The following is a 13,066-nucleotide window of genomic DNA, read 5'->3' as shown; positions in this document are numbered from 1 at the left end:
CAACTTTTAAAAATTACAATCATGGCACATAATCTTAATTATAACGAAGGAACAAGCAAATACAGCTTCTTTAGTGTACAGCAAAAGGCATGGCACAACTTGGGACAAGTAGTAGAACAATATCCCACAAGTGCCGAAGCTATCAAATATGCAGGACTTGATTTCGAGGTAGTCAAATCACCCTTATATACTCGTGGTACAGGTATCAGCATAGGCGATGATGGTGAAATTAAAGAAGGTGGCAACATCTTACTGCCTGACAATTTCGCAACCATGCGTACCGATACCAATACGGTTTTTGGCGTAGTAGGTAAGGATTATCAAATAGTACAGAACGCAGATGCCTTTGCATTTTTCGATGCTATCGTAGGTGGTGGTGATGGCATCCTGTACGAAACAGCAGGAGCATTAGGAAACGGAGAAAGGATATTTATAACCGCTAAACTTCCTGACTATATCCGTGTAGGCAATGGTGATGACATTACAGAGAAATACATCTTTCTGACAACCTCCCACGATGGTACGGGAAGCATTACCGCAGCCTTTACACCTGTACGTATTGTATGTCAGAACACCCTTAACGCAGCATTGGGTAATATGTCCAACGTAGTACGCATCCGCCATACATCAGGTGCAAAACAGCGTTTGGAAAATGCTCATAGGGTAATGGGACTGGCTAATCAGCTTAGTACCCAACTGGAAGGAATATTTAACCAATGGACAAAGGTGCGTGTTTGTGATGCAGAAGTAAAGAAACTTATTCAACTGGCACTTTGCCCCAATAAGGAAACATTGGATGCACTTAAAAAGGGTTCAGAAGATGAACTGTCAACCGTATTCAAAAACACCGTTGAAGACGCTTTTGCCTACGCAATGATGTCAGATACACAACAGTTGAATACTACCAAAGGAACAGTGTTCGGGGCATACAATGCGGTAACAGGCTATTATCAAAATGTACGCAATTATAAGGATGATGAAAGCAAACTGCAATCCATTGTAATGGGTGGCACAGCACAGACTAAAGCACAAAGGGCATTTGAACTATGCAATCAGTTTGCAAAGGATGGTGCAGACGTGCTTATGCTGAATTAACAACCAAAGGACAGGCGGCAATGTCTGCCTGTCCTTATGACTCACTTTAAACTCAGGTATTATGAAACCTTTAGAGAATTTGATAAACGTAGAGAAAGCGAGATTACTGCATGAACTGTTTCCGCAGGAAATTCCCGCCTTATTGGAATATGTTAACGGTATGTGCCTTACCATACAGGAGGATGAACAGTCAACACGAAATCAATGGGAAAACGGCTTGCTAACCGTAGAAGCATGGTTATCCTTTGTCGAAGAAGTCAAGAATAAGATAGAGAGGTACGGAAAGCGAATGCACAAGCAGAGCAGACTATTTGCCGACCAGTTGTTTGATGGTTATGTCGCTATATACATGGTGCATTGCATGATCTTGTACACAACTATACGGAAGCATCCTAATCATAAGCTTTCGTTAGCTATTGACTTACTTTTTAACCCATAAATACAAGGTTATGGAAGCATTAATTAAATTATTGCAGGCTATGCCTTTTCCAACCATGTTCTTTGTCGGTTTGGCAATAAGGCTATTCGTCGGTATGCGACAATTCAACCGCAGGGGCTTAGGTGGCTTACAGCATTTCGATAACTACTTCGTGGGATTGATTACACTTTTCATTGAATGGATATTGAAGTGGACAGCTTTTGCCCTGATGCTGTGGGGACTTTGGGGATGGCTCTTTAAATGAAACGATCAGGACAGTACAGAAATTATTTAATCAAAAATATTGAACAATGGAAACAACAAATTTTTTCAGCAATGTGGCCGCATTGAACATAACAGGCGACTTGCAACTGACGATACGCAAGGGAGCGGAAAATAATTGGATAGTATCGGTCATGCTCAATAATGAACAATGTGGTGATGATGCAAGAAAACTGATACCGCCACTTAATCTGCGAGGTACTACCGATGAACTGGATAACGGTTTCTTTGAACGAATTACAACGCCTATGCAGATTGCTTCAGGTTTAATGGTGGATATGGAAGGTTTTATGAAACAGGTGGAAGAAGCAAAGAAACAATCTGCTATGGAAAAAGAAAAGACAGATAGGGAGCGAAAGGAAAAAGAAGCGAAGGAAAAAAAGTACAAAGACGCAATGCAAAAGGTTGATGAACTGGAAAAGGAAGGGAAATACAGGGAAGCATGGATGAAAGTGCCTGACCCGACTGAATATCCCGAACAGGCTGAAATTATCCGCAAAAAGAAATCAGCTTTATCGGCAAAGTTTGCACCTGATTTATTCGGCAGTACTTCAACGGCAGTTGCGAATGAAGAACCACAAAGGGAAGATGTAGATACGGAGGAGGAAACAGACCCCGAAGAAGTACCTGAAATATCCGAAGACGACAATTAACTGAATTATTAATCTGTAAAACAAAAGGTCATGTTAATAGCAAAGCAATTAGACAGGGTTTTCCTGCTCACAGAAAACGGAACCGATTTAAGACTAACAGACCCCGAACCATCATGGAGCGTTGAAGCGGTAATGAATTTCTATGCCAATACTTATCCGATACTCACTACCGCAAAAATATCAGCACCACGCATCGAAGAAGATACCGTACAGTATCGTTTTGAAAGTGTAATGGGAACCAAAGGTTAATCTTAAAACATAAAGCAATGGAATATGCAGCACAATATTATATCGGGCATCATTCAAATGCCACAAAAGCAAAGACAAAGAAAGCTGTACAAACAGTTGAGCGAGTTCACAGCATTGATACAACGTACAAAAGATGCACACGAAATAGGCAAAGACAAACGGAAGTCCGTTCCTGTGCAAATGTTGCCAATGCTTTTCTGAAAACAACTTTTCTGCCTAAACTGGAGATGATGAAGTCTGTACAGTCTCCTATAGAAATGGAGAGGATAGAAACAGACTTTTATCACTCTCTTTGTGAAGTAGCCAGGCATTATAATGGTTTCGATCCTACGGATACGAGAACTTTCGGCTACCCCTACAATTTAGCCCTATCTGTTTGGGAAGTGGAAAACCATTTAAAGCGAAACGTTAGGAACTGGAACAGCGTGCGACTGGTTCAGGATAGTAAGGGAAAAACTTTCTTTATTAGTGAAGAACAATATAGTACAGGGGCGACCCTGTACTATATTCCTGTCGTACCTCTTTATAAGATGCTAAGGAATAAGGAAGCAAAAAGTGCTTCCCGGTTACTTCTTTCCGTTTTCGCCTATCTGTATCATATAGCGGATATACCTTATTACAGGCAGGAAGGTGCCTACATCTATTGGCAGTATGAAATGATTACCGATTGGATAGAGCAAGATGATGAAGCCGAGTTAGATAGCCGCAAGGAGGAATTGACCGTAGCGAAATGGTGCGGTGATAAGGTAGAGCAAAAAATATCTAATCGCAAAAGCCTTGATGTGTTTGCGGAACGGCTAAAGTCATTCAGACCGAAGAACGATTTTGAACAGGAATGCCTGAATGTAGCAAAAGGATTTTTTACCCTATATACCGACTATCCTGCAACAACTGTTTTCCAACATGCCATTTGCGATAATGCTGTTGCAGAACAAGAAGATGAGGTAATTACTATGAACAAGTATATTTCCTTTATAGCAGATGCTAATGGATGGCTTTACGAAACACTTGCTGAAAGTGTCAATAATGAGTTTAATGAATATCGCACAACCGAAGAACCAACGGTAGTGAAAACATTTAGCGGAGCAAATGTTACTGATTGCAATCTTGATTTTGAAAATAGGTTATTTCCCCTGATAGGTGAGTTGTGTTACCTGTTGAATAATCATTAAATGAATTACTATGAAAGATGTAATGGAAAATATCGGTATACTTTATCATCCCAAAACGGCTTTGGTTTTTTACGAAGCCAAAGGGACGAATGCGGAAGTTTATGTAGAGTATTTCGATATGGATAGGAATGGCAATCCAATTAATGCACATCCTTTGACTGTTAAGGAAGCACAGTATTTATCAAAAGCATTGGACACCACAAAGGAAAGGAATAAGGCTTTCTTAAAGTCTAAAAGCCTTATCGCTGCAAATATCCTTTACACAGACCCTTCGGAAAACGGTTTTGCAATGTGGTTTACAAAGGCAACAAGCAAAAATCTTTTCTTTATTGATGGATTGAATATCTCTAATGGCGTAGCGAGTGTGCCCGCCCTGCTTTGGATAGCCAGTAAGCAGAAATTATATATCTACGCTCTGAAAAGTGACAGGAAGCCGACTGAAAGCACACCGCTTTATCATGCTCCCTTTTTCAACGTGTATGCGGATGGAAATGTATGTATGGGTTCGGTAGATGTAAATATCAGAAAGTCTGCGTCATTGGAGGAATTTACAGCAGCATGGGAAACCTATTTTTTTAACAGCTATTTCAGCCACCTGATGCAAAACCATAACCCCATACAAGGCAACTGTGTTAGCCTATGGAAGAAGCTACGCAAAACGGGTGAGCCATTCCCAAAAGACGTATTGAAGAAAGTTGATAGGACAATTAAAAATATACTAAGATGAAAACGGATAAAATAAAGGTTCATTTTACAGACATTGATCTGATCGCTCCCACCAATCCCATTGAAGTAAATCTTATAGGAGCTGGTGGAACAGGTTCAAAAGTGCTGACCGCATTAGTGGAAATGAATTACAGCCTGAATGAATTAGGACATGCAGGGTTAGCGGTCAGGCTTTGGGATGACGACATTGTAACCGATGCCAATTTAGGCAGACAACGATTTGCCGAGTGCGAGGTCGGGCTATATAAAACGGTCGCCCTGATAAACCGTGCTAACAGATGGGCGGGTACAAACTGGAAAGCCGAAACCCTGCAATTTGGCAAAGACAGTTTAGGCAGGTTGCCCGAACATGCACAGGCAGCTATTTACATTTCCTGCGTGGACAGTGTGAGGGCAAGATTTGCGATTGCAGAAATCCTTAACGGACTGGCTGATAACAGAGCATTCCGAAACCGAGCCAAATACTGGATGGATTATGGTAACAGCCAATCCACAGGGCAGGTGCTATTGTCCACCATTGGCAATATCAAACAACCGAAGTCTGAAAAATATGAGGCAGTCGCCAACCTACCCTTTATAACCAATGTATATGGCCAACTGCTGAAACAATCCGAAGAAACAGATAATACTCCAAGCTGTTCATTGGCTGAAGCATTAGAAAAGCAAGACCTGTACATTAATTCCTCCCTTGCCCAAATGGGTTGCTCTCTGCTCTGGAACCTTTTCCGTCACGGAATGACCGAAAATAAGGGCTTCTTTCATAACCTTGACAATTTCACTACCCAACCGATAAAGGTCGCTTAAAGCCCTCACAGGGCGGCGCATCGGCATTCCTTTCCTCGTAGGCGGAACGCCGCTGCGCGGAGAAGCGGTGCAGCCACTTGCCCCCAACCGGATTTCCACGTACATACCTGCTATCGGGTTGCGGACAACAGACTGTGGCATTAATTGATGGTATTTTACAGACCTCTCCACAATATATTGTTTTGTATAAAATGCGTGTTTCTCAGCGGTAAGGCGAAGCGTCTGCCAAATCACAATACAATACTGAAAGCCAGTTTACTATATTGCTGAAATATCGGTCAACAGCTTTAAATCCGCTAAAAAGTGGTTCGAGTTTTGTACCACAGGGTTCACAAACAACAAAAAAGCCTTATCAATAAAATTGATTAGGCTTTTTTAATTTTGAATTATTGCCAGAAAGTATTGAATCACTCATCTGTAAAGTTTAAGTGGTAATACCTTAGTTTGTGCCTTAACATGCTTTCTTATAACCTTTTCAGTAATTCAGTAATTTTTAATAAAGCCTTCTTAAAACGGAACGTCATTGACGAAAAAAGCAAATAAGCACTACAAAAAAAAGAGGCTAAAGCCTCTTTTAGTAGATATTGGAACATGAGGGTAATAAGCACTTTCATTGCCATTCATAAATTTTCAGAACCGCATCCTGCAAACTATCATTAATGAATATCTGACAGGATAATCGAATATTTTTTTTCAACATAGCTGCTTTTTTCAATGTAGTCATTTCATTTCGTTGCAAGCCCTCCAACAAATTGGGTGCAGCTATTACTTCAATCATACAGGTACCGCATTTACCCATTCCCCTGCATTCTCCAAAATCTTCTACAATAAATTGATCTTCTAACAAATGCATCAGGTTTCTGTAAGCATTGGTATAGGTATGCACCTGCTTTGTTTCATTACCAAAATTTATATGAAAAGAAATGATATCGTTATGCATGAAAAGGTTTAAGCAATTCCTAACAATTTTTTACCCGTGTCTGTCATCATTTCAAAAGCCCACTTGGGTTCCCACACCAAATGAACCGTTACTTCATGATTTGGAAAGTCAACAGATAATACATTTTTTACGCCGAAAGTAATGGCATCACCCAAAGGACAATGCGGAGTAGATAAAGTCATTTCAATGGTAATATTGTTTTCGGAAAATGCAATATCATATATCAAACCCAAATCAACTATATTAATGAATAGTTCTGGATCAATTACCTGATATAATGCCTGCAATATTTTTGATTTTTCAGTATAAAATTGATCATTTATCGAAATTGTAATCATAATTTTTTTGTTTTATGTAATAAAATCGTGAATACATTCCACACAAATACAATAGCCATCAATAACCAAAGAATACTACCCGCCAACATCAAAATTTTTTCATTTAGCAATAGTCCGGCGCATAGCATTACCAGTGCAGCGATAAAAAAATAAAAATTTAGTTTTACAAAATTTTCATGATACAAATGTTTCGGCAATGGAACCTTTACTTTCCCATTCAAAGCTTTATAATGATCGTTCCATACAATAAACGGTAATGTTTTAAATGTTTGGCCTAAAATAATACCCGATAACCAACCCATTAAAATAAGTAACCCATATAATTGAATGCATGGCATACCCCAACCATGCATCAAAAAAGGGAGCAGAATTAGCGCTAGAAAAAGAAATAGAAATGAAAGTAAAGTAAACCGCATTTGAAAATCGAGTGGCTTTCGCACCCTACTTTTATAAGTAGCTAGAATATAAAATAACCAGCATAAAATACCTACAACAACCAATATGTAACTTATCCAAATGAAACCATTCCATAAACCCAATAGGGCTGCAATAATCAAAATAAGCAATCCGACATTTTGAAACCAAAATGCACCTTGCAAAAAACCATTGGGCCTATTTCTGCTCAATAAAAACATGGGTACCAGTTTAGAAGATACACCGGTAATTAATTGTAAAAACCAGCCTGCAAATCCAATATGCGCATGCATGGCAATCAATTTCAACTGACTTGAATTAAAAATTGGAAATACTAAATGGATAGCCAATAATAATCCGAAAATAGTGGTAACCAATAGCCAAAAAGCAGCACTTAGAACAAAACATTTTTGAATGGAATGCTTATTGCATGTTTTAGCAGTGCCCGTTGCGTTAATTGCATATAAAATTGCAGCTATTACAACCAATGAGCCGCCGGTAATCATCCAAAAACCGGTTAAAAAAAACCAAAAGGAAATGATGAGAATGATAACGCCGGGTAATAAAATAAAAAATGACAACAATGCCAGTACGTTACTAAATAAATTTCTTTCGCAAATTACAGGCAGTAACTGATACGAAGCGCCAAAAATTACCATAGTAACCCAACCCAAAGTTGTGGCATGAACAATTGCCAGAATATGCGGATGTAAAAATTGTACAATAACAATTTGATGAGAAAAAACAAGCAGGGCTGATAAGGTTAAGAAAAACAAACTCCCTACAGCATAAAATGGCAATACTGCATAACCTTTGGGTGCTTTAGCAATATTAATATCGGCCATAATTTTATTTTTTATGAATCAACATATTCACCTCAGTATCACTAATGCTGTGAATATGCACTATCCAGGATTGATCGGCCAGCGACTCCAACAAATACACAGGAATTCGCTTGTGATGTACCAATAAAATTTCATCATTCTTTAATTGTTCTAATTGAGAAAGTATTGCTTCCATAGGGCCGGGCATAGGTATTGAACGCACATCAATGGTAACAATTCTATGGGCAGTGTATTTATTGATGATTTGTTGAAAAGAATCAGTATCTTCCATAATAACAAAATCTTGTTGAGCTACTGCAACGTCTTTTTGCTTATCTACCTTCAGAAAATAAGTACGATACTCTGTATCAGATATAGTTTCGGTAAAAGACAATGCCTGATCTTTTTCTAATAAACGAATGAGTGGTACCGGAATAAATGAATTAATAATACAGAGAATGCTTTGCGGTGCCATACCTTTTAAACGTTGCATAATTTCTTTTAAAGGGTCGTTACCTGATTGTAGCATTGGCCGTACATCAAAAAAATGAATCTGCTCAATGGGTGTATGGATCAACCACTGGGGTTTTTCAACAGCGCTATTATTTGCAAGCGCATCAGTTGTTGATTCTTCAAAAACAAATCCGAGTGGTTGCAATGCTTTTTTAAAATCGTCAATGGTACAACCGCCCATTTTAGCAGCCTCAGCAATAGTAACTCTGGATGCCATTATTTTTCGCATCAATGGATTTCTTAATTTTTCCAAAGGCTTTGCCAAACTGGCAATGGCTTCGATTGCTGCTTTATTTTCTTGCAGAATTTTTGAAATTTTTGTATGTGAATCAATGGTATTCATAAATAATTTTTTTTATACACAGCTTGTTAGCAACTATCATTTTTGCTTCAGCCAGAAAACATCTGCATAATCATCTTCTGAATGCGCATTATGGAACGACGCCAATTTAATGTCTGCATTTGCCCAATCAGTTTCATTCATTTGTTGTTCAATTAAAGGAAATAAAATTCTTTCTTCAAATCGGGTATGTTGTTCAATCATTCAACAAGACTTTTGATGTGTTGAAATGATGTTTTCGTTGGACTAAAACATTGTTCAATTTGCATTTCAATATTTTTATGGTGCTAATAAGCAAACTTAATTTCAGGCATTGAAATATGACTAAACAATGTAACTTCCTCTTCACCAAAATGAAGTTTAAGATGGGTTTTCCGGAAATAATCAATATACTTTGCAAGACGCTCAACTGAAGTATGATTCTTTATGCCCTCTTTTAATTTTCAGCAAAACAAAAGAACAAAGTGATGCTCTTTAGACAATGGCACTAAATACTTTTTTAGTTGAATAGGTTTATTTGTCATATAGCATCACTTTAAATGGTTGAATAAATTAAGCTTGTTCTAATGCCAATGCTTTTGGAAAAAGAATATTATTTTCTAAATGAATGTGTAATAACAGATCAGATTCAAATTCCTTCATTTTATCAAACAAATAAGCATAGCTGTTGCAGGCATCTGTGGGAAGTGAATACTCATTGGTTAATTTTCTGAAAAACTTTAAATCTTCACCGGACACTTCATGTTCTGTAATCATCATTTTTATGGCTGCGGAAATTAAACCATCGGAAACGGTTACATTTTGATGATCTCTTTTTTTCTGAACCAATAATTTAATTTGAGGGAATAAAATTTTCTCTTCCTTTAACATGTGGCTATTCATATCACTTAAAAAAGCATGTGTTTTTTGAGAAAGTTCAAACAGCTCAGGATGATTAGTGCCATGGTGTTGGGCAACTTTATCGGCTAACTGGTCTATAATAGCAGATGCATCTTTTACATAACGGTGATGCGCTTGTACAATATAATCGGTCAAAAAATCAATTTCCCAGCTATTAAAATCCTGCGATGCTTTTTGAGTTTGATTTTCAACGGCCTCTAAAGCAGCTTTTACATCTACTTCAGCTACACCGGCCTCGGCAGCAGCTTCCTGAATTGTTTTATTCCCACCACAACAAAAATCAATTCCCATTTTTTTAAATACTTCTGCTTTACGCAGGTCTTTTGCTGCAATGGCGCCTACGGTATCTGATGGTGCAGCAGCAGGCTTTTTGGCTATTTTAACCTGCCACCATTGCGGGCCAGCTTCCAAATAATCCCAGGTAAAAATATTACCTCTTTCGCCTAATAACTGATAATAGAGCGGCTTGGGATCATGATCATTTAAAATTAAAAACGCCTCTCCTGCATTGAGTGCATCAAAATGCTGAAAAATGGTGGGATGTTTTAACCTTGGTGGTATTTGTGTTACATCTAAAGTTTGAATAGTACTCATAGTTGTGTTTTTAAAAAATGAATAATTATGGATGTTTAAAAAGAAAAACCTGAATGGAGAAATAAATCAACAAACCAATTTTAATGCATTCGGCACCAATGAAATAAATATGAAGTGATGAAGCGGGTAAACTATTTCCGGCAATAATAGCAGAAGCCCTTTTATCTAATTTTGGCAATAACCAAAAAGTTTCTAAAACTAAAATAACCAGTACAATAACAAAAGTGAAACACAGGTCGATTATAGCATGTAAATTGTTTTCGTTTACTGCAACGAACTGATAAATGAATACAACGGCAATAATGAAAGCCAGCGCCCATTCCACTTTATTAAGTGCGCTAAAAACCAATCGTCCAATCCCTAAACCAATAGGAAGTGTTACCCCCGGCGCCTTAAATTTAATCCAGGCCTCCATAAAACTGATGGCTCCGGTAAAACCAATCCAAATCAGTGCAGCAGATACCATTATATCATTTAACTTAGTCATTTTAAATATTTTAACTGTTTCAATCTCGAATTTGTGTAATGCATACACTTCTGAAACATTACATTAAAGGCTTTAATGTGTTTTTAGATAGATAATTGATCTTGCTTTCAAACATAACAGCCATTTTACCTGCCCGCCATTTAGCTTCGTCTGCTTTTATTCCTTCAAAATGAGTATCAATAGTTTCCATAAATAATGCTATCCAATGCTCAAAATGTTCGTGCTGCACCGGCAGGTTGGCATGCGGTAAAAATGGTGCACCGAAATAAGTATTTGCATCCAACAGAACTGTTTCCCAAAAGCGATACATCTTTTCTAAATGTTCGGGCCAATGGTTTTGAATAACGTTGTTAAAAATGGGTGCCAATAGTTCATCTTTTTGAACCTTATCGTAAAAACTATTTACTAAAACTTGAATATCCTGAAATGTTACTATGTCTTTTTTGGTGTGCATTGTGTAGTTATTAAAATGCCTTTTTATCTTTTATGATTGTAATTTTTTTAATGCGGTTTATTGCCGAATTGTTAAGTAACGTGCCAAATAAAATATTGCCCAGGCAATAAATGAGATGGTGATTACCCATACCCATGATGGTATACTTTTGGGAGATTCGCTGCCCACAATTAAAAATTCTTTTTGATTTCCTTTTCCATAGGCATTAATCATTAAGGGTAAAATACCATCTACTACAGCATTTTCCTTAATTCCTTCTACTTCAATGGCGGGGCCATTCCGTACAACAAAGGGCATAATTCGTATACCCTCCTTACCTGTAGGATCTTTACTTACAATACGAAGTACGTGATCCCCATCTACCAGTTTTCTGGTATCCAGTTCAAACCGTACAGGCGATTCAAAAGTTGCAATGGGCTGCACTTCATCATCAAGGAATACCGTAATAGTGCTTTTATCTTTCATGAATCATGCGTTTAAAATGATATAAATTGGCTGCAATAGATACTAAACATTTTTAATTTCAACAATTACAAATGTTTCAAAATCCATCTTTTTTAAATATCGTTTGTTTAATATGATTGGCATTGGTTTCTCCCGGTTTAATTAACCATTTTACCGAGTAATACAATGTAGCCAACACAATTATCATAGCAATGCTTACAATGAAATAATCCAAATTACCATCCGGGCCCGGGCCATGAGTAATTCCTTTTAAAAATGCGGACTGCTGTTCCTCACAGGCAGCGCATGCCCATACCTTACCGGTAAAATTGAGGAGAAGCAGAATAACGAAAAATATTTTTTTTATCATAACAAATAAATTTTGGTTATTACTTATTTTCAGTAGCAGAAGCTTTTGCCAAATCCACTAATTTTTTCACCTCATCGGCAGTTACGGTTTTGGCATTATTACCCCAGCTTGTTTTTTCATGATTCATGATGGCAGCAATTTCATCGGCAGAAAGATTATTATTAGTACCCACTGCAGGCATTGGGCCAAACCCCTCTTTTTCCCTTCCTGTATAACCATTCATAATAATATTGACCATTAAGGCAGCATTATCATCCAGCACTACTTTACTTCCCTTCAATGCAGGAAAAGCGCCGGGCAATCCCTCACCGTTAGCCTGATGGCAACTTTGACAATTGGCTGTATACAAGGTTTCTCCATTCAATACGGTAGCGCCGGTACTGGTACCTGTTTTTGCTTCAGATGCAGCCACTTGTTGCTTGTATAAAAAATCGGGAGAAGGGCTTCCATCGGGTAATTTAGTCTGTTTTAATGATTCGAGATAAGCCACCAATTGTAAAGCTTTGGGCGTAGCTACCACCTTACCTTTTCGACCATATAAAAAAGCATCCGGAACATTAACCACTACATCATTTTTAGCGGGTTGTTCTTTTATTTCAAATAACCAGGAATAAGCAGGCATTACAGATTCTTTTACTACAATTCTTGGATTATACAAATGCACCAGATTCCATTCTTTGCTGGGCTGGCGTAAGCCAATATTGGTTAAATCGGGCCCGGTTCGTTCAGTACCCATTAAAGTAGCAGTATTTACCCAAATACTCTGGCGATGTATTCCTGCATAATCAGCAGCAATGCTGGGGCGTTCACCCCAAACTTTATCCATAGCAATGTTTCGTACCTGTTGTGTATGGCAGGCAACACATCCGTTTGAAATAAATACTTCTTTGCCTTTAATGGCATCTTCAGACATCGGCGTGGCATTAGGCAATGGGGCATTGTTGTATTGATTGCGCCAGGCCGGCAAAATAGCAACCAATATTGTAAGGCCAATAAAGAATAAAGCCGCAGCTGAAAATAATTTCTTATGATTATCAAACAGTTCCATA

General features: G+C 38.0%; 19 protein-coding genes. 8 read left to right on the top strand and 11 right to left on the bottom strand.

Going from position 1 to position 13,066, the window contains the following annotated elements; all coding sequences use genetic code 11:
- Positions 1-21 precede the first annotated feature (21 nt).
- The 8 genes from AC3QLY_RS11935 to AC3QLY_RS11900 all read left to right on the top strand — a co-directional run bounded on the left by AC3QLY_RS11935 (position 22) and on the right by AC3QLY_RS11900 (position 5,399).
- The gene (locus AC3QLY_RS11935; protein WP_492989763.1) at positions 22-1,095 is read left to right on the top strand and encodes a DUF932 domain-containing protein; all 1,074 of its coding nucleotides are present in this window, start codon (positions 22-24) and stop codon (positions 1,093-1,095) included.
- A 61-nt stretch (positions 1,096-1,156) separates the two neighbouring features.
- A complete protein-coding gene (locus AC3QLY_RS11930; RefSeq protein ID WP_492989762.1) occupies positions 1,157-1,534 on the top strand; it encodes a hypothetical protein in 378 nt (125 codons plus the stop codon).
- 10 nt (positions 1,535-1,544) lie between these two features.
- The gene (locus AC3QLY_RS11925) at positions 1,545-1,778 is read left to right on the top strand and encodes a hypothetical protein (protein WP_492989761.1); all 234 of its coding nucleotides are present in this window, start codon (positions 1,545-1,547) and stop codon (positions 1,776-1,778) included.
- Positions 1,779-1,824: 46 nt separating this feature from the next.
- On the top strand, positions 1,825-2,448 hold the full coding sequence (locus tag AC3QLY_RS11920) for a PRTRC system protein E (protein ID WP_492989760.1): 624 nt from the start codon (positions 1,825-1,827) through the stop codon (positions 2,446-2,448).
- A 30-nt stretch (positions 2,449-2,478) separates the two neighbouring features.
- Complete coding sequence (locus tag AC3QLY_RS11915; protein WP_492989759.1) at positions 2,479-2,697, top strand: PRTRC system protein C; 219 nt, start codon at positions 2,479-2,481, stop codon at positions 2,695-2,697.
- Between the two features lie 17 nt (positions 2,698-2,714).
- On the top strand, positions 2,715-3,869 hold the full coding sequence (locus AC3QLY_RS11910; protein WP_492989758.1) for a hypothetical protein: 1,155 nt from the start codon (positions 2,715-2,717) through the stop codon (positions 3,867-3,869).
- A 10-nt stretch (positions 3,870-3,879) separates the two neighbouring features.
- Positions 3,880-4,596: a hypothetical protein gene (locus tag AC3QLY_RS11905; protein ID WP_492989757.1), complete on the top strand. Its 717-nt coding sequence runs from the start codon at positions 3,880-3,882 to the stop codon at positions 4,594-4,596.
- Positions 4,593-5,399, top strand: a complete 807-nt coding sequence (locus AC3QLY_RS11900; protein WP_492989756.1) for a PRTRC system ThiF family protein — start codon at positions 4,593-4,595, stop codon at positions 5,397-5,399. The genes AC3QLY_RS11905 and AC3QLY_RS11900 overlap by 4 nt, the downstream gene beginning before the upstream one ends.
- Positions 5,400-6,009: 610 nt before the next feature.
- Here the strand turns inward: AC3QLY_RS11900 and AC3QLY_RS11895 are convergent.
- The 11 genes from AC3QLY_RS11895 to AC3QLY_RS11845 all read right to left on the bottom strand — a co-directional run bounded on the left by AC3QLY_RS11895 (position 6,010) and on the right by AC3QLY_RS11845 (position 13,065).
- Entirely contained in the window at positions 6,010-6,339 is a 330-nt protein-coding gene (locus AC3QLY_RS11895; RefSeq protein WP_074420976.1) for a 2Fe-2S iron-sulfur cluster-binding protein, read from the bottom strand.
- 8 nt (positions 6,340-6,347) lie between these two features.
- Positions 6,348-6,677 carry a metal-sulfur cluster assembly factor gene (locus tag AC3QLY_RS11890; protein WP_074420975.1) on the bottom strand — a complete coding sequence of 110 codons (330 nt, stop codon included), beginning with the start codon at positions 6,675-6,677 and terminating at the stop codon, positions 6,348-6,350.
- Positions 6,674-7,936, bottom strand: a complete 1,263-nt coding sequence (locus AC3QLY_RS11885) for a hypothetical protein (protein ID WP_074420974.1) — start codon at positions 7,934-7,936, stop codon at positions 6,674-6,676. The genes AC3QLY_RS11890 and AC3QLY_RS11885 overlap by 4 nt, the downstream gene beginning before the upstream one ends.
- Positions 7,937-7,940: 4 nt before the next feature.
- Entirely contained in the window at positions 7,941-8,771 is an 831-nt protein-coding gene (locus AC3QLY_RS11880; protein ID WP_074417774.1) for a DUF2249 domain-containing protein, read from the bottom strand.
- A 36-nt stretch (positions 8,772-8,807) separates the two neighbouring features.
- The gene (locus AC3QLY_RS11875) at positions 8,808-8,972 is read right to left on the bottom strand and encodes a hypothetical protein (RefSeq protein WP_179853779.1); all 165 of its coding nucleotides are present in this window, start codon (positions 8,970-8,972) and stop codon (positions 8,808-8,810) included.
- Positions 8,973-9,320: 348 nt separating this feature from the next.
- Positions 9,321-10,262, bottom strand: a complete 942-nt coding sequence (ric, locus tag AC3QLY_RS11870) for an iron-sulfur cluster repair di-iron protein (RefSeq protein ID WP_074420514.1) — start codon at positions 10,260-10,262, stop codon at positions 9,321-9,323.
- A gap of 25 nt (positions 10,263-10,287) precedes the next feature.
- Complete coding sequence (locus AC3QLY_RS11865) at positions 10,288-10,749, bottom strand: hypothetical protein (RefSeq protein ID WP_074417771.1); 462 nt, start codon at positions 10,747-10,749, stop codon at positions 10,288-10,290.
- A 58-nt stretch (positions 10,750-10,807) separates the two neighbouring features.
- On the bottom strand, positions 10,808-11,203 hold the full coding sequence (locus AC3QLY_RS11860; RefSeq protein WP_074419709.1) for a group III truncated hemoglobin: 396 nt from the start codon (positions 11,201-11,203) through the stop codon (positions 10,808-10,810).
- Between the two features lie 57 nt (positions 11,204-11,260).
- Complete coding sequence (locus AC3QLY_RS11855) at positions 11,261-11,668, bottom strand: cytochrome C (protein ID WP_074417769.1); 408 nt, start codon at positions 11,666-11,668, stop codon at positions 11,261-11,263.
- Between the two features lie 76 nt (positions 11,669-11,744).
- The gene (locus AC3QLY_RS11850; RefSeq protein WP_074419708.1) at positions 11,745-12,017 is read right to left on the bottom strand and encodes a hypothetical protein; all 273 of its coding nucleotides are present in this window, start codon (positions 12,015-12,017) and stop codon (positions 11,745-11,747) included.
- Between the two features lie 19 nt (positions 12,018-12,036).
- Positions 12,037-13,065: a cbb3-type cytochrome c oxidase subunit II gene (locus tag AC3QLY_RS11845; RefSeq protein WP_074420513.1), complete on the bottom strand. Its 1,029-nt coding sequence runs from the start codon at positions 13,063-13,065 to the stop codon at positions 12,037-12,039.
- Position 13,066 lies beyond the last annotated feature (1 nt).

The sequence above is a fragment of the Hydrotalea sp. GW822-HT8A01 genome, assembly GCF_058798575.1.
Note: the sequence above shows the minus strand (reverse complement) of the source record. Positions and strands in the feature narration are given on the sequence as shown.

Coding starts and splice junctions, on each gene's coding strand:
- AC3QLY_RS11930 (WP_492989762.1), top strand. CDS start 1,157: ATGAAACCTTTAGAGAATTTGATAAACGTAGAGAAAGCGAGATTACTG.
- AC3QLY_RS11850 (WP_074419708.1), bottom strand. CDS start 12,017: ATGATAAAAAAAATATTTTTCGTTATTCTGCTTCTCCTCAATTTTACC.
- AC3QLY_RS11925 (WP_492989761.1), top strand. CDS start 1,545: ATGGAAGCATTAATTAAATTATTGCAGGCTATGCCTTTTCCAACCATG.
- AC3QLY_RS11890 (WP_074420975.1), bottom strand. CDS start 6,677: ATGATTACAATTTCGATAAATGATCAATTTTATACTGAAAAATCAAAA.
- ric (WP_074420514.1), bottom strand. CDS start 10,262: ATGAGTACTATTCAAACTTTAGATGTAACACAAATACCACCAAGGTTA.
- AC3QLY_RS11845 (WP_074420513.1), bottom strand. CDS start 13,065: ATGGAACTGTTTGATAATCATAAGAAATTATTTTCAGCTGCGGCTTTA.
- AC3QLY_RS11860 (WP_074419709.1), bottom strand. CDS start 11,203: ATGCACACCAAAAAAGACATAGTAACATTTCAGGATATTCAAGTTTTA.
- AC3QLY_RS11875 (WP_179853779.1), bottom strand. CDS start 8,972: ATGATTGAACAACATACCCGATTTGAAGAAAGAATTTTATTTCCTTTA.
- AC3QLY_RS11915 (WP_492989759.1), top strand. CDS start 2,479: ATGTTAATAGCAAAGCAATTAGACAGGGTTTTCCTGCTCACAGAAAAC.
- AC3QLY_RS11905 (WP_492989757.1), top strand. CDS start 3,880: ATGAAAGATGTAATGGAAAATATCGGTATACTTTATCATCCCAAAACG.
- AC3QLY_RS11935 (WP_492989763.1), top strand. CDS start 22: ATGGCACATAATCTTAATTATAACGAAGGAACAAGCAAATACAGCTTC.
- AC3QLY_RS11885 (WP_074420974.1), bottom strand. CDS start 7,936: ATGGCCGATATTAATATTGCTAAAGCACCCAAAGGTTATGCAGTATTG.
- AC3QLY_RS11855 (WP_074417769.1), bottom strand. CDS start 11,668: ATGAAAGATAAAAGCACTATTACGGTATTCCTTGATGATGAAGTGCAG.
- AC3QLY_RS11880 (WP_074417774.1), bottom strand. CDS start 8,771: ATGAATACCATTGATTCACATACAAAAATTTCAAAAATTCTGCAAGAA.
- AC3QLY_RS11865 (WP_074417771.1), bottom strand. CDS start 10,749: ATGACTAAGTTAAATGATATAATGGTATCTGCTGCACTGATTTGGATT.
- AC3QLY_RS11920 (WP_492989760.1), top strand. CDS start 1,825: ATGGAAACAACAAATTTTTTCAGCAATGTGGCCGCATTGAACATAACA.
- AC3QLY_RS11910 (WP_492989758.1), top strand. CDS start 2,715: ATGGAATATGCAGCACAATATTATATCGGGCATCATTCAAATGCCACA.
- AC3QLY_RS11895 (WP_074420976.1), bottom strand. CDS start 6,339: ATGCATAACGATATCATTTCTTTTCATATAAATTTTGGTAATGAAACA.
- AC3QLY_RS11900 (WP_492989756.1), top strand. CDS start 4,593: ATGAAAACGGATAAAATAAAGGTTCATTTTACAGACATTGATCTGATC.